Source organism: Ruegeria sp. C10 (assembly GCF_056537805.1).
Genome location: NZ_JBQFSC010000002.1, coordinates 555055 through 580568, shown reverse-complemented (window position 1 = coordinate 580568; position 25514 = coordinate 555055). Strand labels below are relative to the sequence as shown.

Genomic DNA, 25514 nt, shown 5'->3' with positions numbered 1-25514 from the left:
GCAACAAACTGACCTAACCTAACAAAACAGATAGGATTGCTGCTTTCAAAAGCACTTTTTTGTTAGGACTTTTCTTTTTCGGACAGCTTGCCTAGGGTCATGCCCAGAACGACGACGTTCAAACGATAAATAGGGAGTAACCTAATGAAAAAGCTGCTTACCGCTACTGCAGCAACCGCTCTGCTGGCGGGTACCGCTATGGCCGAGGACGTGAAGCTGGGCGTGCTGTTCGGCTTTACAGGCCCGATTGAATCGCTGGCCCCGGCCATGGGTTCGGGCGCTGAAATGGCGATGGCCGAGGTCACCGAATCCGGCAAACTGCTGGACGGCGCAAGCGTGACCGGAACCCGCGCCGATACCGGCTGTATCGACAATGGTCTGGCCACCTCGAACGGCGAACGTATGATTGCCGATGGCGTTGCCGGTATCATCGGCGGCGACTGCTCGGGCGTCACTGGCGCGATCCTGCAAAACGTCGCAATCCCGAACGGCATGGTCATGATCTCGCCGTCGGCCACGTCTCCGGGTCTGTCGACCATGGAAGACAACGGCCTGTTCTTCCGCACCGCGCCGTCGGATGCGCGTGAAGGTCAGGTAATGGCAGACATCCTGAATGACCGTGGCATCAGCTCGATTGCTCTGACATACACCAACAACGACTACGGCAAGGGTCTGGCGGACGCGATCCAATCCTCGTTCGAAGCTTCGGGTGGCGAAGTCACCATCGTTGCCGCGCACGAAGACGGCAAGGCCGACTATTCGGCCGAAGTTGGCGCGCTGGCCTCGGCCGGTGGCGATATTCTCGTGGTCGCAGGATATCTGGACCAAGGTGGTTTGGGCATCATCCAGTCGGCTCTGGACAGCGGAGCGTTTGACACGTTCGGTCTGCCGGGCGGCATGATCGGTGACTCGCTGCCGGCAAACGTTGGTCCCGACCTGAACGGCTCGTTCGGTCAGATCGCTGGCTCGGGCGGTGAAGGTGCCGAGAAGTACTTTGCCATGGCTGAAGCTGCGGGCTTTGACGGTTCGTCGCCCTACTCGCCGGAAAGCTATGACGCCGCCGCGCTGTTCATGCTGGCGATGCAGGCCGCAGGTTCGACCAACCCCGCTGAATACGGCGCGAAAATCATGGATGTCGCCAATGCTCCGGGTGAGCAAATCTTCCCCGGAGAACTGGCTAAAGGTCTGGAGCTGTTGGCTGCCGGTCAGGACATCGATTATGTCGGCGCATCGGGCGTTGAGCTGATCGGCCCTGGTGAAAGCGCAGGTTCCTATCGCGAGATCGAGGTGACCGACGGCGAAAACAAGACCGTCAACTTCCGTTGATCCAAGGTTAAAAGTCATAAAAACAAGCAGCCCGGCCCTTGTGTCCGGGCTGTTTCAATGAAAAAAGGCCGCACTCCGGTTAACGGGGATGGTAAAAACGCCGAAAACGGCGGCTAGGGGAAAAGATGATCGTCGTCGATGACGTGCACAAGCATTTCGGCGGGTTTCATGCGGTGGACGGGGCATCGCTGGAAATCCAAAAGGGCTCGATCACCGGTCTGATCGGACCGAACGGGGCCGGAAAAACCACGCTATTCAACGTGATCGCGGGCGTACTTCCACCGACTAGCGGTAAGGTACACATGGACGGTGAGGATATCACTGGCCTGCCCCCGCATGAGCTGTTTCATAAAGGCCTGCTGCGCACCTTCCAGATCGCGCATGAGTTTTCGTCGATGAGCTGCCGTGAAAACCTGATGATGGTGCCCGGCGCACAATCCGGAGAATCGCTGTGGAACACATGGTTCGGGCGTAAGCGTATCGCGGATGAGGAACGTGCACTTAGGGCGAAAGCCGATGAGGTGCTGGAATTCCTGACAATCGAACATCTCGCCGATCACAAGGCCGGTCAGGTCTCGGGCGGTCAGAAGAAGCTGCTGGAACTTGGCCGAACCATGATGGTCGATGCCAAGATCGTGTTTTTGGACGAGGTCGGCGCTGGTGTGAACCGCACCCTGCTGATGACCATCGCCGACACGATCCTGCGCCTGAACAAGGAACGCGGCTATACCTTCGTCGTTATCGAGCACGACATGGATTTCATCGGCAAGATTTGCGACCCGGTCATCTGTATGGCCGAGGGAAAGGTGCTGGCCGAAGGCACTCTGGACGAGATCAAGGCCAATGAACACGTGATCGAAGCCTACCTAGGCACCGGCCTGAAGAACAAAGACAAGCTGGAGGCGGGCGCATGAGCGACAACCCCTACCAGGACGACAAGGGCAACAAGGACGCCTCGATCACCAATACGCATGGTGTCGGCACCATGACACCAGCGCATCGCAAAAGCGGTGAAACGCAACGGGTCGAGGGCGGTCCTTTCCTGATTGGCGACACCATGACCGGTGGCTATGGCAAAGGGCCGGACATCCTGCATGACTGCACCATCGCCGTTGATAAGGGCGAGATCGCGGTGATCGTCGGCCCCAACGGCGCGGGCAAATCCACCGCAATGAAGGCTGTGTTTGGCATGCTGGACGTACGCCAAGGGTCTGTGCGGCTGGATGGCGAAGATATCACCAATCTCAGCCCGCAAGACCGCGTGGTACGCGGCATGGGCTTTGTCCCGCAGACCTCGAACATTTTTACGTCGATGACGGTGGAAGAGAACCTTGAGATGGGCGCCTTCATCCGTCGTGACGATTTCTCGGATACGATGGAGCAGGTCTATGACCTCTTCCCCATTCTCCGCGACAAACGCAATCAGGCCGCCGGAGAGCTGTCAGGTGGTCAACGTCAACAGGTCGCCGTGGGCCGTGCGCTAATGACCCAGCCCAAGGTGTTGATGCTGGACGAACCCACCGCCGGTGTCTCACCAATCGTGATGGATGAGCTGTTCGACCGGATCATCGAGGTCTCGCGCACCGGGTTACCGATCCTGATGGTCGAACAGAATGCCCGTCAGGCGCTGGAGATTGCGGACAAGGGATATGTACTGGTCCAGGGTCGCAATGCCTATACCGGGACAGGCAAGGAGCTGTTGGCCGATCCAGAAGTTCGCAAGAGTTTCTTGGGGGGATGAAGCCAGTGACAGCTACTCTCGTGTTTGATCACTCTGAAATCAGGTCGAAAAGACTTACGAACTTGGAAAATGAGGTAACGAACTAATGGACTTCCTCAACGCCCTTGTGGCGCTCTCCAACTTCGTTCTTGTTCCCGCAATCGCCTATGGCAGCCAGTTGGCGCTGGGCGCCTTGGGGGTGACGCTGATCTACGGCATCCTGCGGTTTTCTAACTTTGCCCATGGCGATACGATGGCCTTTGGCGCGATGATCGCGGTGCTGGTCACTTGGGGCCTGCAAGCCGCTGGCGTCAGTTTCGGGCCGTTGCCAACGGCTCTGCTCGCCCTGCCCTTTGCCATTCTGGGCTGTATCGTTCTGGTGCTGATCACCGACCGGTTGGTCTATCGCTTCTATCGGGAACAGAAGGCCAAACCGGTCATTCTGGTGATCGTCTCGATGGGTGTGATGTTCATCATGAACGGGCTGGTTCGTTTCATCATCGGTCCGGATGACCAAAGGTTCTCGGACGGAGCGCGTTTCATCGTCTCGGCGCGAGATTTCAAGGCGATGACTGGGCTGCGTGAGGGGCTGGCAATCAAGACCTCCCAGGGCATCACGGTGATCGTCGCGGTTGTCGCAGTGGCGCTGTTGTTCTGGTTCCTGAACAAAACGCGCACCGGCAAATCAATGCGGGCCTATTCTGACAATGAGGATCTTGCGTTGCTGTCCGGTATCAACCCCGAGCGCGTGGTGATGATCACATGGATCATCGTTGCCGCGCTGGCGACCACTGCGGGCGTGCTTTACGGCCTCGACAAAAGCTTCAAGCCATTTGTCTATTTCCAGCTTTTGCTGCCGATCTTTGCCTCGGCTATCGTGGGTGGCCTCGGAAACCCTCTGGGAGCTATCGCGGGCGGTTTCATCATCGCGTTTTCTGAGGTGACGATCACCTACGCGTGGAAGAAAGTGCTCACCTATCTGGCACCTGAAAATCTGGAGCCGTCAGGTTTGGTGCAGTTCCTGTCCACCGATTACAAATTCGCTGTCAGCTTTGCCATTTTGCTGATCGTACTTCTGTTTAAGCCAACCGGCTTGTTCAAAGGAAAAGTGATATGAGCGAGCCAGTCAAAAACACGCTGCTTTTTGTGGTCGTCGGCGCACTCATCCTGTTGACCGGATTCACCCAAAGCTGGAACGCCGCAATCCTGATCCTGAACATGGGCTTGATCTCGGCCATCATGTCGATTGGCGTCAACCTGCAATGGGGCTTTGCTGGCCTCTTCAACGTTGGTGTCATGGGCTTTGTAGCGCTGGGCGGGCTGGCGGTTGTGCTGGTCTCGACACCCCCAACCCCCGGCGCCTGGTCTGGTGGAGGATATGGCGTCATCCTGTCGCTTTTGATGGGCGCGGCAACCGTGGTTGCAGCTGTGATGGTGGCCCAAAAAATGCCCAAGGGACGCCCACAAACCTTTGCAATCATCGGTATTCTGGTCGTAGGTTTTTTTGTTTACCGCGCAATTTTTGATCCCAACGTAGCTGCGATCGAAGCGATTGATCCTGCTGTCGCAGGTAATATCGGCGGTTTGAACCTTCCTGTCCTATTCGCTTGGCCTGCCGGGGGACTTTTGGCGGCGGGCGCAGCATGGCTGATCGGAAAAACGGCGCTGGGCCTGCGCTCGGACTATTTGGCAATTGCCACACTTGGTATCGCCGAGATCATCATCGCCGTCATGAAAAACGAGGACTGGCTGGCACGTGGGGTCAAGAACGTCTACGGCATTCCACGCCCCTCACCGGTGGTTGGCTACGAAGTTGAATTGCAGCAAGACCCAACTTTCCTTGCAAGGGCCGAGTGGTTCGGGCTGGATCCGGTTACTGCCTCGACGCTTTCCGTCAAGCTGGGCTACTCTTTGCTGTTCCTGATCGTGCTACTGGTGCTGCTGTGGATGGCTCAGATGGCGTTGAAAAGCCCTTGGGGCCGCATGATGCGCGCCATCCGCGACAACGAGGTCGCCGCCGAGGCGATGGGCAAGGATGTCACCCGCCGCCATCTACAGATCTTTGTTCTGGGCTCAGCCATCTGCGGCATCGCCGGTGCGATGATGACCACTTTGGACGGGCAGCTGACGCCGGGCACTTACAACCCGCTTCGCTTTACCTTCCTTGTCTGGGTCATGGTGATCGTCGGCGGGTCGGGCAACAATTTCGGAGCCGTACTGGGAGCGTTCCTGATCTGGTTCCTGTGGGTTCAGGTTGAACCCATGGGCCTGTGGCTGATGAACCTGATAACCTCAGGCATGCCTGACGGCAGCGCACTTAAGACGCATCTGATAGATAGCGCCGCACATATGCGCCTGTTCACCATGGGGCTGATTCTTTTGATTGTTCTCAGATTCAGTCCAAGAGGGCTGATCCCCGAGAAATAAGCAAAATTTCCTGCGAAATTCCCCTAACGCACCGTTAATCGGTGCGTTTTATTGTGCGGCGAGTCAGAACGCTCTAAATCGGTGTATCGTGATCCACCACATCGCGCTGTGCCCCATACCATGTTTGTTTGGTGCGGAGTTGTAACGATCTGACAGTTAACCAAGATGAGAGCACCGTAGTCGCAATGATTAAACCACTCAGAGTTTTCGCAATCGGGATCCCGCTGATGGCAACGCTATCAGCGTGTATTCCCTCACCTGAACAATTGGAGACCACCCCGGTCAAGGTCCAGACGCCCAAAGGTGTTGTGACCTGTCAGCTTTACCGCCAGGACCGCGTCACCTGGGACCGCGCAATCGATTTTCCGGCCACCAAAATGTCGGTGCCCGAGGCGGATAATTATTGCAGACAGGAAGGCCTGCGCCGGCTTAATCGATAACAATATGGGCGCGCGACTGGTTCGGCGCGCGCCGCACTCCGGATTCTAGCGATTGCGGAACAAGCCGCCCAGTATGCCCCTGACGATGCGGCGGCCAGTTGTTCCTTTCAGCTCTTTGATCACGGCCTCGCTCATGGCCGTGGCGAAGGTATCCTTTTTGCGCGAAAGACGAGATGACGATCGCCCAACGCGGTTGCCCGAATACCTTCGGGCCGAGGCGTATTCGCGTTCTGCCGGGGTCTGCTGTTCCAGAACTTCGTCGGATTCCGCCTGTTCCGCCGCATTCGCAGCGGCATCCGCGCGCGCCTGCAGAATCTCAAACGCCGATTTGCGGTCGATACGCTTGCCGTATTTTGCATCCATCGGCGAAGCTTTGATCACCGACTGACGCTCAGCTTTGGTAATCGGACCAAGTTGTGAGCCCGGTGGCCGGATCAAAGTGCGCTCGACCACGCCCGGTACACCCTTCTTTTGCAGCATCGACGTCACGGCCTCGCCCACGCCCACCTCTCGGATTGCGGTCTCAGTATCGAAAGCTGGGTTTTCACGATAGGTCTCAGCAGCAAGTCGCAGATTCTTGCGGTCGCGCGCTGTGAAGGCCCGCAGCGCATGTTGGACCCGGTTGCCCAGCTGACCCAAAATATCTTCCGGGATGTCTGCCGGATTCTGCGAGATGAAATAAACGCCAACGCCCTTTGATCGGATCAGGCGCGCCACCTGCTCGACCTTGTCCACCAGCACCTTGGGGGCGTCCTCGAACAGCAAGTGCGCTTCGTCAAAGAAGAACACCAGCTTCGGTTTTTCAGGGTCCCCCACTTCGGGCAGTTCTTCAAACAATTCGCTAAGCAGCCACAACAGGAAAGTCGCGTATAGGCGCGGAGAGCCCATCAGCTTGTCAGAGGCCAGAATGTTCACCATCCCCTGCCCGTTCGCATCTGTCCGCATCAGGTCGGCCAGGTCCAACGCAGGCTCGCCAAACAGATTGGTACCGCCCTGATTTTCCAGAACCAGCAAGCGGCGTTGAATAGCACCGATCGAAGATGTCGAGACATTGCCATAGCGCAGCGATAGTTGGGCGCGATTCTCGCCTATCCAGACCAGCAATGCCTGCAGGTCTTTCAGGTCGAGCAGCGGCATGCCTTCTTCGTCTGCGACCCGAAAGGCGATGTTCAGAATGCCTTCCTGCGCCTCACTCAGTTCCATCAATCGCGATAGCAGCAGTGGGCCCATCTCGGTTACTGTGGTCCGGACCGGATGCCCCTGCTCGCCAAACAGATCCCAGAACGTGACTGGACACGCGGCGTAAGAGAATGTGCCGAACCCGATCTTCGCGGCCCGATCCAAAAAAGCCTGGTGTAATTTGTGGGTTTCGCTTCCAGGCAGCGCCAGCCCCGACAAGTCACCTTTCACATCGGCCAGAAACACTGGAACCCCCGCCTGTGAGAAGCCTTCAGCCAGAATTTGCAGCGTAACCGTTTTGCCCGTACCGGTCGCACCAGCAATCAGGCCATGGCGGTTCGCATATTTCAGCGACAGCCCCTGTGCCACTGAATAGCCGTCGCCACCACCGCCTACGAAGATCTTGTTGTCCATTGAAAATCTGTCCCGAATTCTACCGATCTGCTGCAAGCATACAAAGTTAACCTTTCGCTGCGAGAGTAAATGTTGCTTCTCGTGGCTTGGCTGCGGGGGCAAACTTCCTCCCTGTCGACTGGCCGTGCCTTTGGGCACGGCTTTTTTTAAATTCTACAAAAACCGAAAGACGCAAGAATAGTTTTTTAGGGTTAGGAGTTGACCAACGGGTCCCCCTTTCGTAACGTCTGCGCATAACTAAGTCGGCCAGTCCGACGGGGAGAAAATATTCAGGAAGGGAGCCGCTCCACCGGCTCCCTTTTTCGTTGCAGATCGCGGTGTTTCCCACGCATTTCGGCAAAAAACGATCAATTCCCGGTCTGGAATTCGGATTTACCCTGACACCACTGAATTGCGGTGATAGAGGAAACAAAAAACTGGATCAGTTAGATGAGGCATTCATGATCAGGAAACTTGTCCCTTTTAATGTGGCGGCCGCAGCACTGTTATGCGGAACAGCATTTGCGCAGGAAACCACACAGCAACCTGAAGCCGGTGCTGAAGCCGAAGTTGGCAGCGATCTGGATCTGGGTGAATCCGGTCCCCGTGTTGGCGAGCAATACGTCAAAGAACAAACGGGTGAATGGAATATTTCCTGCATCAAAACCGAAGGCGAAGACGATCCCTGCGCGATGGTTCAGATCCTCAATAACCAACAGGGTGATCCGATTGCCGAAGTTTCGATCGGAAAACTGCCCGAAGGCGGTGCCGCTGTTGCTTGGGCGAATGTTGTTGTACCGCTCGAAACCCTGCTGCAGGCGCAATTGGCTATGTCGATCGATGGGGCACCGCGCAAGCTTTACAATTATCACCACTGCATTCCAGTTGGCTGCGTGGCGCAACTGGGTTTGACACAGGGTGATATCGACGCGATGAAATCAGGCCAAAAGGCAGTGCTGTCGCTGGTTCCTGCGCGCCTGCCAGATCAGGTTCTGAATATGGACATGTCTTTGTCTGGCTTCACAGCAGGCTTTGACGGACTGAACGTTTCCATAAACTAAGCCCCGCAAAAGCATCGAATAAGAAAGCCGCCATGATAACACGGCGGCTTCTTCATATACGCTTCAACGCAAGAACGGCGTTCAGCCCACCAAAGGCGAAAGCATTGCTAAGGGCGACATTAACTTTCGCCTCACGCGCCTCGTTTGGCACCACATCCAGCGCGCATTCGGGGTCGGGCTCTTCATAGCCAATGGTCGGGGCGATCACCCCGTCGCGCAGGGCCATGATACAGGCCAAAAGCTCAACTGCGCCGGTACCGCCGATCAGGTGTCCGTGCATGGACTTTGTTGACGAAATCATCAGATCGTCGGCGTGCGGACCAAACACACCAGCAACGGCTGCACATTCGGTTTTGTCATTTGCAGCCGTGCCGGTCCCATGGGCATTTATGTAACCCACATCGCTTGCATTCAGCCGTGCATCCGATAGCGCCCCGGCCATGGCCCGTGCTGCACCCTGTTTGCTCGGCATAACTATGTCGGCCGCGTCCGAGGACATGGCGAAGCCCACGACCTCGCACAGGATATCTGCTCCGCGCGCGCGCGCGTGTTCGTATTCTTCGAACACAAAAACACCCGCACCTTCGCCTTGCACCATCCCGTTTCGGTTTGCGCTAAAGGGCCGACAGGCATCTTTTGACATGACGCGAAGCCCTTCCCATGCCTTGACGCCCCCAAAGCACAGCATCGACTCCGAGCCACCGGTCACCATTGCGGGCGCTGCCCCGCTGCGCACCATCTGAAATGCTTGCGCCATCGCATGGTTCGAAGACGCACACGCTGTTGATACTGTAAAGCTAGGGCCTTTGAGGTTGTGCTCCATCGAAACGTGGCTGGCCGCCGCGTTGTTCATCAGCTTGGGCACGACAAAAGGATGCACGCGATTTTTACCATCCTCGTAAACCGAGCGGTAGTTGTCATCCCAGGTGGAGACGCCACCACCGGCCGTTCCCAGCACCACCCCCGACCGCGCGGCTGTGTCACCCGAGAATACGATACCGGATTGATCGATCGCTTCTTTGGCGGCGGTTAACGTGAACTGCGTGAACCGATCATACAGCGTCATCTGTTGGCGGTTGAAACGGCCCTCGGCCTCAAAACCCCGGACTTGACCGCCGATCTTGATCGACAGGCGATCCACATCACGAAACTCAAGGTCGGAGATACCACAACGACCCTCGCGCATGGCTTCCAGAGTGTCGGGGACGGAATGGCCCAACGCGTTAATGGTGCCAGCACCCGTAATGACGACGCGTTTCATACCGGCGGTCAGACCTTTTCAGACACGAGTTTTTCGATACCCGCAATGATCGCTGTCACATTCGAAATGTCGAAATCGCCGGATGTGGGCTCGTTTGCGTTGAAGGGCACGGTGATATCGAACTCTTCCTCGATGGCAAAGATACTCTCAACAAGACCCAGGCTATCGATGCCCAATTCTTCGAGCGTACTGTCGGGCGTCACATCCGAAGGCTCAAGCACGGCCTGTTCGGCAATGATTGCTATGACGCGGTCGCTGATGCTCATCTCGATCCCCTGATTTTCGCCTTGGGGATGATTTAATCACTTGAAGGCTGTTTGAAAACAGCCTTTTTCAACGCCTCGACGTCGCGCGACAATCGGGGCAGACGACGTTGGGCTTTATATATCTCGGTATGGCTTTCCATTTTAATGCCCGGGTAGCCCATGATCACGCGCCCAGCAGGAACATTTGACAGAATCTTGGTGCCGCCACCGGCAATGACGCCATCCCCGATGAAAATATTGTCGACAACACCAGTCTGACCACCCAGTACTACGTTATTACCAATCTCGACCGAACCAGAAACGCCGGTTTGCCCACATAACAAACAATCCTGCCCGACTCGGGTGTTGTGTCCCACGTGGACAAGATTATCCAGTTTCGATCCACTACCGATTACAGTATTGCGTATGGTCCCGTTGTCGACAGTGCAGTTCGAGCCGACTTCGACATCGTCGCCAATCTCGACCGCACCCAGCGAATGGATGCGCAACCAGCTTTGCGCCTTTGCATCCCCCTGATCACCCAGAGTTTTCCGCGCATTTTCGGCACCCGAGACTTCTGGCGTGACATAGCTGAAACCGTCCCCGCCGATACGGGCACCCGGCTGCGCGATAAAGCGATCACCGATTTGAGCCCGCGCACCGATGCTGACCATTTCGCGCAGCAGCGCGTTTTCACCAAGCGACGCATCCATCCCGATCACGCAATGCGGGCCGATAACCGAACCCGCGCCGACGCGCGCGCGCGCACCGATAACAGCAAGCGGGCCGACCGATACGTCGACCCCGATCTCGGCGGTTTCATCAATGACAGCCGATGGATGAATTCCCGGCGCAATCCCCTGCCCGCGATCCAGCATCGCGGTGATCCCTGCCATCGCCATGCGGGGGCGTTGCACAAAAATGGCGGCCTCAAGCCCCAGTGCTTTCCAGTCCGCGCCATCCCACAAAACCGCGGCCCGTGCTGCACCGGTCTCCAAGGCTTCAGCATATTTTGGCGACATCGCCATGGCCAGATCGGTTGGCCCGGCATCTCCTGGCTCGGCTGCCCGCAAGATGGTCAGGCCAGTCTGGCCTTCTGCGACGACCCCCAGGGAATCGGCGATTTGTTGAACAGTAAACTGCATGTCGGGCGTCCTCGTGGCGGGATTTGCCTCGTGATTACCCTTGAACGTCCGGCAGGACCACCCCTGCCTTTTGCAGCGCTTCCCAGATTTTGCGATCCCGGTCATACACGTCGCGGCGATACTGCACCTCGCCTTTGGGGCCAATATAGGCCGTGCGATAAATCAGATGCACCGGAATTTTTTCATCCAGTTCAACCTTCGTTTCTTTGCCCGTGTTCAGCACGCGGTGGAAAAACGCCTTTGGATCCTCTTCCTGCTTGGCCAGCAGCTTATAGGCAAACTCGAACGGTTGCGCCAAACGGATGCATCCATGCGAGAATGCCCGAACCTCGCGTGCGAACAGAGATTTCTGAGGCGTATCATGCAGATAGATGTTGTACTTATTAGGGAACATGAACTTCACCAGCCCCAGTGCGTTGCTTTTGCTGGGGGGCTGACGCATGGAAAACGGGAAATTACGCGCAGTGAACTGGGTAAAGTCAACCGCTCCACGATTCACCTGACGGCCACGGCGGTCGGTGATCTGGATATGGCCGACAGCATTTGGATTGGCCCGTAATTGCGGCAGATATTCCTTCGTGATGATCGAGCGTGGCACATACCAACTTGGGTTGATCACCATATGCTCCATCTCATCCGAGAACTCTGGGCTGCGGCGATCATGTGTGTTTTTGCCGATCACGGCACGAGTCTCAAACGTGACCTGCCCGTCATCGACGATCTTGGCAGAAAAATCGGCCAGATTCACCAGAATATGCCGCTCACCACGGTCTTTGGGTAACCAGCGCTCCCGTTCAAGCGCAACGTAAACAGCTTTCAAGCGGTCTGAAACTGGGCGATTGATCTCGGAAATAGTGCCTTTGCCAGCTACGCCATCCGCCTCAAGACCATGAGCAGCCTGAAAGGATTGCACCGCCGCAAACAGCGCATCATCATAGTTTGGGCTGGCAGTAGGCTTCAAATAGCCCATCGCGACAAGTCGATTGCGCAGCCTGATGACATTGCTCCCTGTGTCCCCAAGCTCAAGCTTGGAGACAGGAACGGTCTCGCCCCAGCCACCTTGTGTCATCAGCGCTTCCAGCGCCTTCTTCTGTTTCAACAGCGCAAGATACTGGCGCGATTGAGGCATCATATCCCTGAAATAGGTATCACCCTGGCTGGAAACGAGCAGTTCAAGATGCTCTGCGGCGCTGCGTCGTTCCACCGCCCGCACTAGGCCGGGATCAATCTGCGAAGGCGTTACAGAACCGGAATGCAAGTCTCTGGCATATTTGACAAAAACCCGAGTCAGCTCGGCCTCGAGCATGCCCAGATCACGGGTGTTGCGCGCGTCCTGCATCTTTGTCTTCAAAGTCTGGACGTCGTAACGTGCCCCAGGCAATCCATGCAGATCGGTCGTCGAAAGCGCTTCGATAAGGGCTTTGCGTCGTGCAGCATGTTCGGGCGTATCGCCAACCCAAACCGGATCAAACCCGTTTGTGCGATAAAACTCAGCAATTGCCGGGCTGTTGGACACACTTTCCGCAACGGCCATTTGAAACGCTGTGCCATCCGTCCCCGCCTGCGCGACTGAGGCCGAAGCCACAAGGAAAGCGGCGATAAAAACACTTGAACGAGCACGGGTAACAAATGACATAGGATGGCCCTGTTTCTTCAATGACTTGTCACGCCCTATAAGCGGCGTCTGAAAATAATGTTTTGCTGAGCGCCTGATGTCTATTCACAAATTCATCACCAGAACGCTTCTTTGACCCCTGGTGCGCGTTTGCATCGCCGACGCGCGAACTGCGCCAAAAGCAAGCATACTTGCATCAGTTGCGCAAAAAACTGCCGAAATTTCCCCCTTGATTTGACTGCGACCAAAGATTTCTTGGCTGTTGAATCCTACTGTGCCATAAATCTCGCATCTGGGATGGGAAAAAATTAATACGGCGCGCGTAACATCGTGTGCAGGCAGGAACAGTACGGGACGAAACAAAAAATGACCAAGAGCAGTACCTCGGGCCTGACCCGGCGTGCCCTATTGGGCGCATTCGCCGCAACAGCAGTTGTTGCAGCCCCCACATATTCCAACGCAGCAGGTTTCCTTCGCGGCGGAGGTGATATTCGCCGTATCCGCATGTATTCCGGCCGTACCGGTGAACGTATCGATATGGTCTATTGGGTTGATGGCAAATACATCAAAGACGCGGTGAAAGAGGTCAATCACTTCATGCGCGACTGGCGCAGCGATCAAGTCAAGTCCGTGGACCTGAGGACCATCGACATCATGGCTGCCACCCACAATCTTCTGGATGTCAGCGAACCCTACATGCTGCTGTCGGGTTACCGCTCGCCGCAAACCAACGCAATGCTGCGCCGCCGCTCGCGGGGTGTTGCGAAGAATTCGCTTCATATGAAGGGTCAGGCTGCTGATCTGCGACTGTCATCACGCTCGGTCTCGCAAATGGGCAAGGCAGCGATGGCCTGTCGTGCCGGTGGCGTTGGACAGTACTATCGTTCAAATTTCGTTCACATGGATTGCGGTGTCATCCGCTCGTGGCGCGGCTAATCGAGCATTTCATCTTTCGCTGTTGCACAACCCCCATCAGATAGTTCTGGCGGGGGTTTTGTTTTGCCTGGAAAAACAGGTTCGTGCACCGTCAGTTCTGCGTAATATGACGACTAGCAAGGGTGAAATGGCGCACCTGAGAGGATTCGAACCTCTGGCCTCTGCCTTCGGAGGGCAGCGCTCTATCCAGCTGAGCTACAGGTGCCTTGGCCGTTAGCTACCCTCGTTCCAATCCGGGTGCAACTGCAAATCCGCAGTACGATCAGGCAAACAGATCGTGGGCAAGCTCCAACGCATCGATCAGAGTGTCGACCTCATCCGTCGTGTTATAAAGCCCAAAGCTGGCACGACAGGTAGCAGTGACCCCTAAATGATCCATCAGCGGCCCGGCGCAGTGGTGGCCTGCGCGCACGGCGACACCCTTTTTGTCCAGAATGGTTGAAACATCATGGGCATGCCCTGCCCCATCCAAAGTAAAGCTGAATATCGCGGCTTTGTTCGCTGTGGTGCCTTGAACCTGCAGCCAGTTCAATCCATTCAACCGTTGCATCGCATAGTCGCGCAAGCCGGCCTCATGCGATGCGATGCTCTCCATGCCAAGGTCCATCATATAGTCAAGCGCCACACCCAACCCGATGGTCTGCACGATGCCGGGGGTTCCGGCCTCGAACTTCATTGGCGGATCGTTGTAGATCACCTGATCTTTTGAAACCTCTTTGATCATGTCACCGCCACCAATAAAGGGGCGCATTTCAGCCATGCGGTCCGATTTGATAAAAATTGCGCCAGAACCGGATGGGCCGTACAGTTTATGACCCGTGATGGCATAGAAGTCACATCCGATGTCATCGACATTGACGGGCATATGAACCGCGCCCTGGCTGCCATCCACCAGAACCGGAACGCCTTTGGCGTGGGCGCCTTGCGTGATTGCTTTGACATCAACCACAGTGCCCAGCACGTTCGAGCATTGGGTCACCGCAACCAGCTTTGTCTTGGGGCCAATGGCGTCGATTACCGCCTGAGGGTCAAGATGACCGGTCGCATCGACATCGACCCATTTCAGCACCACGCCCTGCCGTTCGCGCAGGAAGTGCCACGGTACGATGTTGGCGTGATGCTCCATCACGCTGAGGACAATCTCGTCCCCCGCCTGCAGGCGTGGCATTGCCCAACCGTAGGCGACCAAATTGATTCCCTCGGTCGTACCCGAATTCAGGACAATCTCATTCTCGTTTGATACGCCCAGAAACCGCGCAACCGTGCCACGGACGGCCTCGTATTTCTCAGTCGCAAGGTTCGACAGATAGTGAAGCCCTCGATGCACGTTCGAATATTCGTGCGCATAGGCCTGCGTGATCGCGTCGATCACTACCTGGGGTTTCTGCGCGGAGGCCCCATTGTCTAGATAAGTCAGCGGCTTTCCGTTGACCTGACGTGACAGGATCGGAAAGTCAGCGCGGATTTTTTGTACGTCATACATAGACAGGACTTCCCTATACAGACCCGGCGGGGATCAGCCAAAGAACAAACGGGACAGCCACAAGACCAGAGATCAGGATCACCACAAACGACTTTCCCAACGACTGAAATCGATGCGCCTCGTTGAGAAAATGCAGGGTGATGTAAAGGCTAAGACCCAGCATCGCCAGACTGGCCGGTAAGAATAGAAACGGCAGCGCTGCAACCAGCGCTAGAATGATTGCTTGCCCCGCAATTTGCAGGATTTGCAACCAGACAATCAGCGTCATGAAGTCATTGAACGTTCCCGTTCCACCCAGGACGCGGCCCACTAATAGGAACGTCACGACGCTGATCATGATTGCCGCAACGGAAACAAAAAGCGTCCTCGATAGTGGCTCAGCCAGTTGCTGAACATCCGGACTGATAAGCGGCAGGACGAAGCTGGACGCAGACTGGACCAGTGCGTTCAGGATCACCGCGAGAGAGAAGGCGAGCCACAGTACATCCGTACCCAGCCGCAACGCGAGCAATCGTCTTGCGGCTTCGGCTGGATTGGACAGGGTCAGAACGACCAGGTTGAGCAGTGCGGTGGAATTCATTTAGCAGCCTTTTGCGATTGCTTGAGGCCCGACAACCAGAACCAGAGAAAAACCGCAACCCATAACAGCCCCACAAGTGTTTGCGCTGACCCGGGGCCGATGAAACCGGACACCAGCCCATTCAGCAACACCAAAGGCGCTGACGCGAGAAGCGCCCAGAACAAGGCTAGCCGCGCGCCATAGCTGGTGCCAACGCCCCCCATCATCCGCGCGATGAAATGGGTAAGCCAAGCAAGAAGATAAAAGCACAATGGCAGAATAAAGACCGAGCCCAACAGGGCCCCGCCCATCAGCATGTTCAGCTCTATTCCTTCCAGATGAGCTCTCCGTGCAAGGCCGGGCAATTGTGCGATAAAGCCTATTACACAGAACGCCATCACAAACGCCAATGCGCGATCTTCGCGCGGCCCCATATCAAGCAGCCGACGCACCACACGCCCCGGTCCGCGATACGTGGCCACGATATCAGTTGTGACAGGCATCAGCGTCGGCGTGCCAGCCAATCTTGCAATCGGGACACGATATCAGCTGCCAGATCCTCGTCCTCGATTTCATCGACGGCTTCAGCCAGGAAGGCCAGTGTCAACATGTCGGTTGCTTCCGCAGTTGGTACTCCACGCGAGCGCAGGTAGAACAAAGCCGTTTCATCAATGGCGCCCGAGGTCGAACCATGCGAACACGCAACGTCATCGGCGTAAATCTCGAGCTCGGGCTTTGCGAGGAACTGACTGTCATCGTCCAGAAGCAGCGACTGGCTGATCTGGTAACCGTCGGTTTTCTGAGCACCTTCCTTCACCAAGATCTTGCCCTGAAAAACACCCGTCGCACCGTTGCGAAGCACCTTCTTGAACACTTGGCGGCTCTCGCAATTCACCGCATCATGGGTGACAAAGACCGTGTCATCATGGAGAAAATCACCGTCTCCAACACACGCACCCGCCACGTGCGCGACCGCATCATCACCCGTCAGTTCGACGACTTGCTCGTTTCGCGTTAAAACTCCGTTCACGGTCAGCGTGAAGGATTTATAGACGGATTCTTTGCCAAGCCGCGAGAACATATGAGTCGCCGCACGGCGTTGATGATCCCTGCCCTGCGCACGGATATGATGCAGTGTGCCATTGTCGGCGATATCGATCTCCATACATTTGTTGAAGCGCGAAGCTGCGGGTCCGTTTTCAAGGATCGTGACTTCGGCACCGCTTTCAACCCGAACGACGTGATGCAGGATCGCATCCGACGTTTCAGATTCATGGCGATAAATCAGGTTAATCGGTTTGCTCGGCTTGCCGGATACATGAATGGCAACTCCATCTGACGCATAGGCCGTGTTCAGCGCCGCCAAGGGACGCGCCACTGGATCTTGGCCTTTTGCTTCAAGAACGCCGTATAACTCTTTGGCCCAATGGATATCTTTGCAACAAATATCTTCCAGCCGATCGATCGTTACACCCTCCAGAGACAGATCATCAGACTCTTCCGGGCTGAATACGCCATCAATGAAAACGATCTTCAGTCGGTCGAGCGCGTGGAACAGAGCCGGTTCATCCGTTTTGAACAAAGCAGCACTGGGAGCTTCCGCAGAGACCAGAGTGTCTGGACGGGTATATTTCCAGTATTCATCTCGACGACTGGGCAAACCCATCGCGCGTACACGTGCAATTGCGGCTTCGCGCGCTTTGCGTGTGCATCCCGCATCCGGCATGGTCAGCGCTGCCAGCCGTTCCTCGGTCGCCGTTTGTTTCGCTTGGGGTAATGCCATCAGTTCACCTCGGCCAGGATGTCGGCATAGCCGTTGTTTTCCACTTCCAGCGCGAGTTCGGGGCCACCGGATTTCACGATACGACCATCCGCCATGATGTGAACCACGTCAGGTTTGATGTGATCGAGAAGCCGCTGATAGTGCGTGATAACAAGGAAACCCCGCCCTTCATCGCGCAGGGCGTTCACACCCTCGGCCACCAGCTTCATCGCGTCTACGTCAAGGCCCGAGTCCGTTTCGTCCAGGATACACATCTTCGGCTCTAGCATCGCCATTTGCAGGATTTCGTTGCGCTTTTTCTCACCACCCGAAAAGCCAACATTGACCGGACGTTTCAACATTTCAGCGTCGATTTTCAGCGCCTTGGCCTTGGCACGAACCTCTTTCAAAAAATCCGTCGCCGACAGCTCTTCCTCGCCACGTGCTTTGCGCTGCGCATTCACGGCGGTGCGCAGGAAGGTCATGTTGCCCACACCGGGAATCTCGACCGGGTACTGGAACGCCAGAAACACACCTGCGGCTGCACGTTCTTCCGGTTCCATCTCAAGCAGATCCTCGCCATCAAGCGTCGCGCCGCCCTCGGTCACCTCATAGCCATCACGACCAGACAACACGTAGCTGAGCGTTGATTTGCCCGAGCCATTGGGCCCCATGATCGCATGCACCTTGCCAGGCTCGACCGTCAGGTCGACCCCTTTCAGAATTTGCTTGTCTTCTTCCTCAAGTTTGACGTGCAGGTTATTGATTTCCAGCATTTTCTGTCCTTTAGCATCTCGCAAGGGGCGCATTGTGACCCCGATAAGTTCTTATCCCAGCACCTTGCGGATCACGCGGGCGATGATCCATCCAAGCAACGCGCCTGCGCCCACTGCCCAAACCGGGTTTATGAAGTCCATGTACTTGGTATTGACGTAAGCAACCCCCAACAGGCCGCCAAGCACCGGCAACGCATAGCCAAGCACGGTCAGGACATCGTCCTTTCGGATTCGCTGTTGGGGTTTTGGTGTCATCAGCCGACTGATCCCTCAAGGCTGATTGCCACAAGCTGTTGCGCTTCCATCGCAAATTCCATCGGCAGCGCCTGCAGAACGTCCTTGCAGAACCCGTTGACGACCAAGGCCACGGCTTCTTCCTCGTCCATGCCACGCTGACGGCAATAGAACAGCTGATCGTCGTCTACCTTCGAGGTAGTCGCCTCGTGCTCGACCCGAGATGAGTTGTTCTTCACCTCGATATACGGAACCGTATGCGCCCCGCATTTGTCGCCAATCAGCAAGCTGTCGCACTGCGTATAGTTGCGGCTGTCCTTGGCCTTTGGATGCATCGACACCAGACCACGATAGGTATTCTGCGCCTTACCGGCACTGATCCCTTTCGATACGATCCGCGACTTGGTGTTCTTGCCCAGATGAACCATCTTGGTGCCGGTGTCGGCCTGCTGCATGTTGTTCGTGATCGCGATCGAGTAGAACTCACCCTGGCTATCGTCGCCACGCAGGATGCAAGACGGGTATTTCCAGGTTACGGCTGAGCCGGTTTCGACCTGCGTCCACATCACCTTGGAGCGATCACCCCGACAATCGGCGCGCTTGGTCACGAAGTTGTAGATACCGCCCTTGCCATTCTCATCTCCGGGGAACCAGTTCTGAACGGTCGAGTATTTCACCTCGGCATCTTCTTCGACGATGATCTCGACAACCGCCGCGTGCAACTGAGCGGTGTCGCGCTGGGGCGCGGTGCAGCCTTCCAGATATGAGACGTAAGAGCCCTTGTCGGCGATGATCAGCGTGCGCTCAAACTGGCCGGTATTTTCAGCATTGATGCGGAAATATGTGCTCAGTTCCATCGGACAGCGTACGCCCGGCGGGACGTAGACGAATGAACCATCCGAGAATACAGCCGAGTTGAGCGTGGCATAGAAATTGTCCGAGACCGGTACGACCGTCCCCAGGTATTTCTTGACGAGTTCCGGATGCTCTTTGATCGCCTCGGAAATCGAGCAGAAGATAACGCCGGCTTTCTTCAACTCTTCCTGAAAAGTCGTCCCGACCGAAACCGAGTCAAATACTGCATCAACAGCAACCTTACGGCCTTCTGCCGGTGCATTCTCAGCGCCCTCGACACCTGCCAGGATCATCTGTTCTTTCAGAGGGATACCCAGCTTTTCGTAAGTCGCCAGAAGTTTGGGATCGACCTCATCAAGAGATTTGGGTTTATCTTCCATCGATTTCGGACGGGCATAATAATACTGGTCCTGAAAGTCGATCGGCGGGTAGTGCACCATCGCCCATTTAGGCTCTTCCATCTGGGTCCAGCGCTCGAACGCGGCCAGACGCCATTCGGTCATCCACTCAGGTTCATCATTTTTGTCCGAGATCAGACGAACGATATCGGGATTCACGCCTTTTGGCGCATACTCCATCTCGATATCAGTTTCCCAGCCGTATTTATAAGTGCTGACCTCGCGAACCGCGTCTACGGTTTCCTGATCGACACCCTCTTTCACCTGGGTCTGGTCCAAAGCGGCCATAATTCACCCTCCGTCAGATCACGCGGCCCGCGCGCGATGCTTTTTCTCTTTTTCAAGCCACGTTTCCGCGAAACGCAGCACATCTTCTTCCGTCGTTTCTGGCCCCAGCGATACGCGGATTGCGCTGGAGGCCGTCATCTCATCAAATCCCATGGCCGTCAGTACGGCGCTTGCGCGAACCTTGCCGCTGGAACAGGCCGAGCCTGCGCTGATCGCAAATCCCGACAAATCCATCTGCATGACCTGGGTCTCACCCTTCCAGCCCGGTGTGGCGAAGCACAGAGTGTTGGGGAGTCGCCCTTGGTCTTTCCCGACAAAAATAGTAGCTTTCGTACCAGCCTCAAGAGCGTTTTCTAGAATATTTCTAAGTTCTGCAACGTTTTCCCAAACGCCATTTGCTAAATCACGGGACGCGGCTTCAGCTGCTGCTCCGAACCCCGCAATTCCAGTGACATTTTCTGTACCCGAACGACGCCCCATCTCCTGCCCGCCGCCCTTGATTTGCGCAGCAAGATTGGTGCCGCGTTTCATCACCAACGCCCCGATCCCGTTTGGCCCGCCAAGTTTGTGGGCTGAAATCAGCGCCATCTCAGCCCCCAGCCAGTTGAAGGCTATCGGCAACTTACCAAAAGCCTGAGTCGCGTCGGTGACCGCAAGACCGGCAGGCAAAGCTTGAACAATTCCAGTTTCCGAATTGGCCAGTTGCAGCGTGGATCGGGAAGCGTCCGGCACGTCAACGTAACCGCCTTGGGAGACAGGCAGAACCTCATTAATCCAAGCTCTTACCGCGTCATGTTCAATCGCTGCACCTTGAAGATCGCGCCCCGCCATGGCCAAAGCCGCTGCCTCCGTCGCACCAGAAGTAAACACGATGTCGGCACCATCTGCCCCAAACGCTGTTGCGATTTGAGCCCGCGCTTTCTCGACCACCGCTTTTGCGGCGCGCCCTTCGGCATGGACCGAGGACGGATTGCCCACCAAATCCATCGCCGCGATCATTGCATCGCGGGCCTCGGGCCTCAGAGCGGAGGTTGCGTTATGGTCGAGATAAACCCGTTTCATAGATGTATCTTTTCCAAGATGGGTTTTGACGGAACACAGAAAAACGTCATCAGATCAATCGTCCACGACTGCGAACAAGCTAGGAACAGCGGGACACGGTGCAAGATCATTCCGAATTACATCCGACAGCCGCGTTTGATGCAGGAATACGTAAACATTCGCGCTCAGGCTTTCCCACAACCGATTGGTCAGTGACTGCGCCCGGCTGCCCGAAGACGCGCCCGAGGCACCTGCCCCTTTGTGCATCGCATCCACCGTCTCATCAACCGCGGCCAGTATCTCGACCACACGGATTTCCGAGGCTGGTCGCGCCAGGCGATAGCCCCCACCCGGTCCGCGTACTGAACTGACCAGATCAGCTCGGCGCAGTTTCACGAAAAGCTGCTCCAAATACGGCAGTGAAATATCCTGACGTTCGGAAATCTCGCCCAACGTGACAAGTTTGTCCGAGGACTGAAGGGCGATATCCGCCAGCGCAACCATCGCATAGCGGCCTTTGGTCGACAGCTTCATTTTGTTTCCTTCAGGCAAGAACTGCGCGAAAACATTGACGTCGCCCGAGCCAGTGCGTATCTCCCACTGACAGCGTTTTCACGCGACACAATGTAATTAGAACCGTTCTAAGGTACCTGAGGATTACCGTCAAGATAATCTCGGGGCCGACGCGTCAAAAAACAGGACCAAAGCACACATGCCCGAGGTGATTTTTCCCGGACCCGAAGGCCGCCTGGAAGGCCGCTACCACCCGCAAAAGGAAAAAGACGCACCGATCGCTATCGTGCTTCACCCGCATCCACAATTTGGCGGGACCATGAACAACAAGGTGGTCTATAACCTGCATTACGCCTTTTACAACATGGGCTTCACGGTTCTGCGTTTTAACTTTCGCGGCGTTGGTCGCAGCCAGGGCGAGTATGACCAGGGTGTAGGTGAGCTGAGCGATGCAGCATCAGCGCTGGATTACCTTCAGTCGATGAACAACAACTCCAAGCATTGCTGGGTCGCTGGGTTCTCGTTCGGTGCATGGATCGGAATGCAGCTTCTGATGCGCCGCCCCGAGATCACTGGCTTCATCAGTGTATCGCCGCCCGCAAACATGTACGACTTTTCGTTCCTGGCACCCTGCCCGTCTTCTGGCTTGATCATCAACGGATTGGCGGACCGTGTCGCGCCACCTGCAGACACTGCGTCTCTGGTCGGAAAGCTGCATGAACAAAAGGGTATCACCATCACCCATAATGAGGTGGAAGGTGCCGATCACTTCTTCCAAGACCGCCACATGGACACGCTGATGACAGATGTGACGGATTACGTGAAACGCCGCCTGACAGAGAATACGCGCTGATGTCCGATACCATCACTACCCTCGCCGCCAGATTGGCCGAGGACACGATGAAGGTTATGGACGAGACAGGCGAGGATCGATTCTTTGTGGAGGTTGGAGACGTTCTCGGCGCAGCCTCGCAATCTCTGGAAGAAGCGTTCTTGACCGAAATCCGGGTTAGGCTGGCGGAACGCAAGGCGCGTCAATTCGTGGTGAAAAGACTGTCTGAACATCGATCCAAGCTGAAAGCGATCGAAAAGCAGTAAAGATTGCTTAGCGTCTGAAGAAAAGAAAAGGAGCCCGAAAGCTCCTTTTCGAGGATATCGCTCGGTGGGCGCCTAAACCGGAAAACCTGTGAACCGCTCAACATTCTGGGCTGCATCAATGTCGACGGACCCCCCGTCTGCAAGCCACCCCAACGCCACAATCAAAACCGAAGCGATAATGACCGATTTTGCAAAAGTCGTCATCTTATCAAACTCATTAAAAACACACTAAAAACAATCGAGTGTTTAGCACGAATGCAAAAGCCCGAATAGTCGGGTTTACCTGACCTTTGGTAAAGTTAGGGTTTTGATCATCTGCATCTGAATCCCCTTGCCCAAATAATCGCAAGTATGCTCAACCTTTCGCGATAATTCAGAGAGGCATCGCTCGTGCCAAAGACCTACCTAATCCTAATGTTGGCTGTTATCGCGGAAACCATCGGCACGACTGCGTTGCAGGCTAGCCATCAGTTTACGCGATTTTGGCCGTCGGCTCTTGTCGTGGTTGGCTATGGGGCAGCCTTTTATCTTATGGCCCTCACGTTAAAGGTCATGCCCGTGGGCATTGTCTATGCAATCTGGTCGGGCCTCGGTATTGCCCTGATCGCACTGATTGGATTTCTGGTTTTTGGCCAAAAACTCGATTGGCCCGCAGTCTTGGGTTTGGGCATGATTTTGAGTGGCATTCTGATCATCCACCTGTTTTCAGCCACAGCGGGCCACTGACCGCCGGTTAGGGCTGGTATATTTTGTCGCGCCGCGTTATGCGCGCGGCAACTTCCCGTTCAAAGGCTGACCTCTCATGGACCTGCGCAATATCGCAATCATCGCTCACGTGGACCACGGCAAGACGACCCTGGTGGATGAGCTGCTTAAACAATCCGGCGCGTTCCGGGAAAACCAGGCCGTGGCAGAACGCGCCATGGACAGCAACGACCTGGAACGCGAACGCGGCATTACCATCCTGGCCAAAGCCACCAGCGTTGAGTGGAAGGATACCCGCGTTAACATCGTCGACACCCCCGGCCACGCTGATTTCGGTGGGGAAGTCGAACGTATTCTCAGCATGGTCGACGGCGTTGTACTGCTGGTCGATGCCGCCGAAGGCCCGATGCCGCAAACCAAATTCGTGACCTCAAAGGCGCTGGCTTTGGGCCTGCGCCCGATTGTCGTGCTGAACAAGGTCGACAAACCCGATGCCGAGCCTGATCGCGCGCTGGACGAATGTTTCGACCTTTTCGCCAACTTGGGCGCCGATGACGATCAGCTGGACTTCCCGGCCATGTATGCTTCGGGCCGGTCCGGCTGGGCCGATATGGAGCTTGACGGTCCGCGCAAGGACTTGACCGCCCTGTTCGATCTGATCGTTGATCACGTCCCCGCCCCCAAGCAGATCGAGAAAAAGGACGAACCGTTCAGGATGCTCGCCACCACTTTGGGCAGCGATCCATTCATCGGTCGTATTTTGACCGGTCGTGTGGAAAGTGGAACTCTGAAAGCGGGTGACAGCCTCAAGGCACTCAGCCGAGATGGCACCCAGATTGAAAGCTTCCGCGCGTCGAAAATCCTTGCATTCCGTGGATTAGCTCAACAACCCATTGACGTCGCTGAAGCAGGCGACATTGTCACGATTGCGGGTATGAGCAAAGCCACCGTGGCAGATTCCCTTGTATCCCCGCAAGTCGAAGAGGCCCTGCCTGCCCAGCCTATCGATCCACCAACCATCACAGTGACCTTCGGCATAAACGATTCCCCGCTGGCTGGTCGTGACGGCAAAAAGGTTCAGTCTCGGGTCATTCGTGATCGCCTGATGAAAGAAGCCGAATCGAACGTAGCCATCCGTATCAGTGACACGCCCGGCGGCGAGGCCTTCGAGGTTGCTGGTCGCGGCGAATTGCAGATGGGTGTTCTGATCGAAAACATGCGTCGCGAAGGGTTCGAGCTCAGCATCTCGCGCCCACAGGTTTTGTTCCGCGAGGAGGACGGCCAGCGCCTTGAACCTATCGAAGAAGTCACGATCGATGTGGATGATGAATATTCTGGCGCGGTGATCGAGAAAATCACTGGTGCGCGCAAAGGTGAACTGGCTGAAATGCGCCCTGCAGGGGCGGGCAAGACCCGGATCATCGCCCACGTGCCGTCTCGTGGCCTGATCGGCTATCACGGAGAGTTCCTGACCGATACACGCGGAACTGGTGTCTTGAACCGTGTCTTCCACGGCTGGGCAGCCCATAAAGGGCAGATTCCTGGTCGACGTGCGGGTGTTCTGATCTCGATGGAAAACGGTCAGGCGGTCGCCTATGCGCTGTGGAATTTGGAAGAGCGTGGCCGCATGTTTGTTGGACCGCAAACCGATGTCTACCAGGGCATGGTGATCGGTGAACATTCGCGAGACAACGATCTGGAAGTGAATCCGCTGAAAGGTAAAAAGCTAACTAACGTGCGTGCCAGTGGATCGGACGACGCAGTAAGGCTGACCCCTCATATTCAGTTCTCACTTGAAGAGGCAATCGCCTATATCGACGACGATGAACTGGTCGAGGTGACGCCTAATGCGATCCGGCTTCGCAAACGTTACCTGGATCCGCACGAGCGTAAACGGATGTCAAAATCAGCCTGATCAATGCTGTGAACTTGTTCACGTTTTGGAAACATTGCCACATTCGTGACATTTTTGCGTCAGGCTAGAAACAACACAGAAAAAGAAGACCTGGTGCAACAGCAGGTCTTCTTTTTGTTTTTTATGGATTAATCGTGTT

The 25514-nt window shown here is 55.9% G+C and carries 27 protein-coding genes and 1 tRNA gene; 12 read left to right on the top strand and 16 right to left on the bottom strand.

The genetic code is table 11. The features are described from left to right. Positions 1-144: 144 nt before the first annotated feature. The 6 genes from ACR0DE_RS11240 (at position 145) to ACR0DE_RS11215 (ending at position 5913) form a co-directional block, all read left to right on the top strand. On the top strand, positions 145-1326 hold the full coding sequence (locus ACR0DE_RS11240) for an ABC transporter substrate-binding protein (RefSeq protein WP_170393052.1): 1182 nt from the start codon (positions 145-147) through the stop codon (positions 1324-1326). A 125-nt stretch (positions 1327-1451) separates the two neighbouring features. Further along, complete coding sequence (locus tag ACR0DE_RS11235; protein WP_170393051.1) at positions 1452-2240, top strand: ABC transporter ATP-binding protein; 789 nt, start codon at positions 1452-1454, stop codon at positions 2238-2240. After that, the gene (locus ACR0DE_RS11230; RefSeq protein WP_170817778.1) at positions 2237-3067 is read left to right on the top strand and encodes an ABC transporter ATP-binding protein; all 831 of its coding nucleotides are present in this window, start codon (positions 2237-2239) and stop codon (positions 3065-3067) included. Before ACR0DE_RS11235 ends, ACR0DE_RS11230 begins: the two co-directional genes overlap by 4 nt. 85 nt (positions 3068-3152) lie before the next feature. Then, a complete protein-coding gene (locus ACR0DE_RS11225; protein WP_170393049.1) occupies positions 3153-4163 on the top strand; it encodes a branched-chain amino acid ABC transporter permease in 1011 nt (336 codons plus the stop codon). Beyond that, positions 4160-5473: a branched-chain amino acid ABC transporter permease gene (locus tag ACR0DE_RS11220; RefSeq protein WP_170509854.1), complete on the top strand. Its 1314-nt coding sequence runs from the start codon at positions 4160-4162 to the stop codon at positions 5471-5473. Before ACR0DE_RS11225 ends, ACR0DE_RS11220 begins: the two co-directional genes overlap by 4 nt. Before the next feature lie 227 nt (positions 5474-5700). Beyond that, positions 5701-5913 (top strand): hypothetical protein, encoded by a 213-nt coding sequence (locus ACR0DE_RS11215; RefSeq protein WP_480438555.1) that lies wholly within the window; start codon positions 5701-5703, stop codon positions 5911-5913. A gap of 45 nt (positions 5914-5958) precedes the next feature. On the opposite strand, the gene ACR0DE_RS11210 is transcribed toward ACR0DE_RS11215, so the two are convergent. Then, a complete protein-coding gene (locus ACR0DE_RS11210) occupies positions 5959-7506 on the bottom strand; it encodes a helicase HerA-like domain-containing protein (RefSeq protein WP_170735015.1) in 1548 nt (515 codons plus the stop codon). 440 nt (positions 7507-7946) lie between these two features. On the opposite strand from ACR0DE_RS11210, the gene ACR0DE_RS11205 reads away from it, so the two are divergent. Further along, positions 7947-8546: an invasion associated locus B family protein gene (locus ACR0DE_RS11205; RefSeq protein WP_170393045.1), complete on the top strand. Its 600-nt coding sequence runs from the start codon at positions 7947-7949 to the stop codon at positions 8544-8546. Positions 8547-8598: 52 nt separating this feature from the next. On the opposite strand, the gene ACR0DE_RS11200 is transcribed toward ACR0DE_RS11205, so the two are convergent. The 4 genes from ACR0DE_RS11200 to ACR0DE_RS11185 are packed head-to-tail and all read right to left on the bottom strand — an operon-like array spanning position 8599 to position 12833. Beyond that, on the bottom strand, positions 8599-9807 hold the full coding sequence (locus ACR0DE_RS11200; RefSeq protein ID WP_480753200.1) for a beta-ketoacyl-[acyl-carrier-protein] synthase family protein: 1209 nt from the start codon (positions 9805-9807) through the stop codon (positions 8599-8601). 8 nt (positions 9808-9815) lie between these two features. Next, positions 9816-10073 (bottom strand): acyl carrier protein, encoded by a 258-nt coding sequence (locus ACR0DE_RS11195; RefSeq protein WP_170393043.1) that lies wholly within the window; start codon positions 10071-10073, stop codon positions 9816-9818. 32 nt (positions 10074-10105) lie between these two features. Then, positions 10106-11197, bottom strand: coding sequence for a UDP-3-O-(3-hydroxymyristoyl)glucosamine N-acyltransferase (lpxD, locus tag ACR0DE_RS11190; RefSeq protein ID WP_170817779.1), 1092 nt, complete (start codon positions 11195-11197; stop codon positions 10106-10108). A gap of 34 nt (positions 11198-11231) precedes the next feature. Further along, positions 11232-12833, bottom strand: a complete 1602-nt coding sequence (locus ACR0DE_RS11185; protein WP_480753197.1) for a L,D-transpeptidase family protein — start codon at positions 12831-12833, stop codon at positions 11232-11234. 345 nt (positions 12834-13178) lie between these two features. Between ACR0DE_RS11185 and mepK the strand changes: the two genes are divergently transcribed. Then, on the top strand, positions 13179-13748 hold the full coding sequence (gene mepK / locus ACR0DE_RS11180) for a peptidoglycan L,D-endopeptidase MepK (protein ID WP_170393040.1): 570 nt from the start codon (positions 13179-13181) through the stop codon (positions 13746-13748). 128 nt (positions 13749-13876) lie between these two features. On the opposite strand, the gene ACR0DE_RS11175 is transcribed toward mepK, so the two are convergent. The 10 genes from ACR0DE_RS11175 to iscR form a co-directional block, all read right to left on the bottom strand. Then, a tRNA-Arg gene (locus ACR0DE_RS11175) sits at positions 13877-13953 on the bottom strand. Positions 13954-14010: 57 nt separating this feature from the next. Continuing rightward, positions 14011-15231, bottom strand: coding sequence for a cysteine desulfurase (locus ACR0DE_RS11170; RefSeq protein WP_170510270.1), 1221 nt, complete (start codon positions 15229-15231; stop codon positions 14011-14013). A 13-nt stretch (positions 15232-15244) separates the two neighbouring features. Beyond that, positions 15245-15811 carry a Yip1 family protein gene (locus ACR0DE_RS11165; protein ID WP_170510265.1) on the bottom strand — a complete coding sequence of 189 codons (567 nt, stop codon included), beginning with the start codon at positions 15809-15811 and terminating at the stop codon, positions 15245-15247. After that, the gene (locus ACR0DE_RS11160) at positions 15808-16293 is read right to left on the bottom strand and encodes a YIP1 family protein (RefSeq protein ID WP_170393037.1); all 486 of its coding nucleotides are present in this window, start codon (positions 16291-16293) and stop codon (positions 15808-15810) included. The genes ACR0DE_RS11165 and ACR0DE_RS11160 overlap by 4 nt, the downstream gene beginning before the upstream one ends. Continuing rightward, complete coding sequence (gene sufD, locus ACR0DE_RS11155) at positions 16293-17573, bottom strand: Fe-S cluster assembly protein SufD (RefSeq protein WP_170393036.1); 1281 nt, start codon at positions 17571-17573, stop codon at positions 16293-16295. Before sufD ends, ACR0DE_RS11160 begins: the two co-directional genes overlap by 1 nt. Then, on the bottom strand, positions 17573-18328 hold the full coding sequence (gene sufC / locus ACR0DE_RS11150) for a Fe-S cluster assembly ATPase SufC (RefSeq protein ID WP_170393035.1): 756 nt from the start codon (positions 18326-18328) through the stop codon (positions 17573-17575). The genes sufD and sufC overlap by 1 nt, the downstream gene beginning before the upstream one ends. A gap of 51 nt (positions 18329-18379) precedes the next feature. After that, on the bottom strand, positions 18380-18583 hold the full coding sequence (locus ACR0DE_RS11145; RefSeq protein ID WP_170405842.1) for a hypothetical protein: 204 nt from the start codon (positions 18581-18583) through the stop codon (positions 18380-18382). Further along, positions 18583-20103: a Fe-S cluster assembly protein SufB gene (gene sufB / locus ACR0DE_RS11140; protein ID WP_170393033.1), complete on the bottom strand. Its 1521-nt coding sequence runs from the start codon at positions 20101-20103 to the stop codon at positions 18583-18585. The genes ACR0DE_RS11145 and sufB overlap by 1 nt, the downstream gene beginning before the upstream one ends. 18 nt (positions 20104-20121) lie before the next feature. After that, the gene (locus tag ACR0DE_RS11135; RefSeq protein ID WP_480753194.1) at positions 20122-21165 is read right to left on the bottom strand and encodes a cysteine desulfurase family protein; all 1044 of its coding nucleotides are present in this window, start codon (positions 21163-21165) and stop codon (positions 20122-20124) included. Positions 21166-21219: 54 nt separating this feature from the next. Further along, positions 21220-21678, bottom strand: a complete 459-nt coding sequence (gene iscR / locus ACR0DE_RS11130; RefSeq protein ID WP_170393031.1) for a Fe-S cluster assembly transcriptional regulator IscR — start codon at positions 21676-21678, stop codon at positions 21220-21222. A gap of 178 nt (positions 21679-21856) precedes the next feature. Here iscR and ACR0DE_RS11125 point away from each other — a divergent pair, with 178 nt between their 5' ends. After that, positions 21857-22510: an alpha/beta hydrolase gene (locus ACR0DE_RS11125; protein WP_008758207.1), complete on the top strand. Its 654-nt coding sequence runs from the start codon at positions 21857-21859 to the stop codon at positions 22508-22510. Further along, positions 22510-22755 (top strand): hypothetical protein, encoded by a 246-nt coding sequence (locus tag ACR0DE_RS11120; protein ID WP_170393030.1) that lies wholly within the window; start codon positions 22510-22512, stop codon positions 22753-22755. The genes ACR0DE_RS11125 and ACR0DE_RS11120 overlap by 1 nt, the downstream gene beginning before the upstream one ends. A gap of 72 nt (positions 22756-22827) precedes the next feature. Here the strand turns inward: ACR0DE_RS11120 and ACR0DE_RS11115 are convergent, their stop codons facing one another. Beyond that, positions 22828-22959 (bottom strand): hypothetical protein, encoded by a 132-nt coding sequence (locus tag ACR0DE_RS11115; RefSeq protein WP_255612097.1) that lies wholly within the window; start codon positions 22957-22959, stop codon positions 22828-22830. 186 nt (positions 22960-23145) lie between these two features. Here ACR0DE_RS11115 and ACR0DE_RS11110 point away from each other — a divergent pair, with 186 nt between their 5' ends. Together ACR0DE_RS11110 and typA are read left to right on the top strand one after the other, a co-directional pair. Continuing rightward, positions 23146-23481 (top strand): DMT family transporter, encoded by a 336-nt coding sequence (locus ACR0DE_RS11110; protein ID WP_480438560.1) that lies wholly within the window; start codon positions 23146-23148, stop codon positions 23479-23481. Positions 23482-23557: 76 nt separating this feature from the next. Next, positions 23558-25375 carry a translational GTPase TypA gene (gene typA, locus ACR0DE_RS11105; RefSeq protein ID WP_480753191.1) on the top strand — a complete coding sequence of 606 codons (1818 nt, stop codon included), beginning with the start codon at positions 23558-23560 and terminating at the stop codon, positions 25373-25375. Positions 25376-25514: the final 139 nt, after the last annotated feature.

Bases quoted from the DNA above. Each gene is read 5' to 3' on its own strand.
- ACR0DE_RS11240 (WP_170393052.1), top strand. From the start codon at position 145: ATGAAAAAGCTGCTTACCGCTACTGCAGCAACCGCTCTGCTGGCGGGT.
- ACR0DE_RS11235 (WP_170393051.1), top strand. From the start codon at position 1,452: ATGATCGTCGTCGATGACGTGCACAAGCATTTCGGCGGGTTTCATGCG.
- ACR0DE_RS11230 (WP_170817778.1), top strand. From the start codon at position 2,237: ATGAGCGACAACCCCTACCAGGACGACAAGGGCAACAAGGACGCCTCG.
- ACR0DE_RS11225 (WP_170393049.1), top strand. From the start codon at position 3,153: ATGGACTTCCTCAACGCCCTTGTGGCGCTCTCCAACTTCGTTCTTGTT.
- ACR0DE_RS11220 (WP_170509854.1), top strand. From the start codon at position 4,160: ATGAGCGAGCCAGTCAAAAACACGCTGCTTTTTGTGGTCGTCGGCGCA.
- ACR0DE_RS11215 (WP_480438555.1), top strand. From the start codon at position 5,701: ATGGCAACGCTATCAGCGTGTATTCCCTCACCTGAACAATTGGAGACC.
- ACR0DE_RS11210 (WP_170735015.1), bottom strand. From the start codon at position 7,506: ATGGACAACAAGATCTTCGTAGGCGGTGGTGGCGACGGCTATTCAGTG.
- ACR0DE_RS11205 (WP_170393045.1), top strand. From the start codon at position 7,947: ATGATCAGGAAACTTGTCCCTTTTAATGTGGCGGCCGCAGCACTGTTA.
- ACR0DE_RS11200 (WP_480753200.1), bottom strand. From the start codon at position 9,807: ATGAAACGCGTCGTCATTACGGGTGCTGGCACCATTAACGCGTTGGGC.
- ACR0DE_RS11195 (WP_170393043.1), bottom strand. From the start codon at position 10,073: ATGAGCATCAGCGACCGCGTCATAGCAATCATTGCCGAACAGGCCGTG.
- lpxD (WP_170817779.1), bottom strand. From the start codon at position 11,197: ATGCAGTTTACTGTTCAACAAATCGCCGATTCCCTGGGGGTCGTCGCA.
- ACR0DE_RS11185 (WP_480753197.1), bottom strand. From the start codon at position 12,833: ATGTCATTTGTTACCCGTGCTCGTTCAAGTGTTTTTATCGCCGCTTTC.
- mepK (WP_170393040.1), top strand. From the start codon at position 13,179: ATGACCAAGAGCAGTACCTCGGGCCTGACCCGGCGTGCCCTATTGGGC.
- ACR0DE_RS11170 (WP_170510270.1), bottom strand. From the start codon at position 15,231: ATGTATGACGTACAAAAAATCCGCGCTGACTTTCCGATCCTGTCACGT.
- ACR0DE_RS11165 (WP_170510265.1), bottom strand. From the start codon at position 15,811: ATGAATTCCACCGCACTGCTCAACCTGGTCGTTCTGACCCTGTCCAAT.
- ACR0DE_RS11160 (WP_170393037.1), bottom strand. From the start codon at position 16,293: ATGCCTGTCACAACTGATATCGTGGCCACGTATCGCGGACCGGGGCGT.
- sufD (WP_170393036.1), bottom strand. From the start codon at position 17,573: ATGGCATTACCCCAAGCGAAACAAACGGCGACCGAGGAACGGCTGGCA.
- sufC (WP_170393035.1), bottom strand. From the start codon at position 18,328: ATGCTGGAAATCAATAACCTGCACGTCAAACTTGAGGAAGAAGACAAG.
- ACR0DE_RS11145 (WP_170405842.1), bottom strand. From the start codon at position 18,583: ATGACACCAAAACCCCAACAGCGAATCCGAAAGGACGATGTCCTGACC.
- sufB (WP_170393033.1), bottom strand. From the start codon at position 20,103: ATGGCCGCTTTGGACCAGACCCAGGTGAAAGAGGGTGTCGATCAGGAA.
- ACR0DE_RS11135 (WP_480753194.1), bottom strand. From the start codon at position 21,165: ATGAAACGGGTTTATCTCGACCATAACGCAACCTCCGCTCTGAGGCCC.
- iscR (WP_170393031.1), bottom strand. From the start codon at position 21,678: ATGAAGCTGTCGACCAAAGGCCGCTATGCGATGGTTGCGCTGGCGGAT.
- ACR0DE_RS11125 (WP_008758207.1), top strand. From the start codon at position 21,857: ATGCCCGAGGTGATTTTTCCCGGACCCGAAGGCCGCCTGGAAGGCCGC.
- ACR0DE_RS11120 (WP_170393030.1), top strand. From the start codon at position 22,510: ATGTCCGATACCATCACTACCCTCGCCGCCAGATTGGCCGAGGACACG.
- ACR0DE_RS11115 (WP_255612097.1), bottom strand. From the start codon at position 22,959: ATGACGACTTTTGCAAAATCGGTCATTATCGCTTCGGTTTTGATTGTG.
- typA (WP_480753191.1), top strand. From the start codon at position 23,558: ATGGACCTGCGCAATATCGCAATCATCGCTCACGTGGACCACGGCAAG.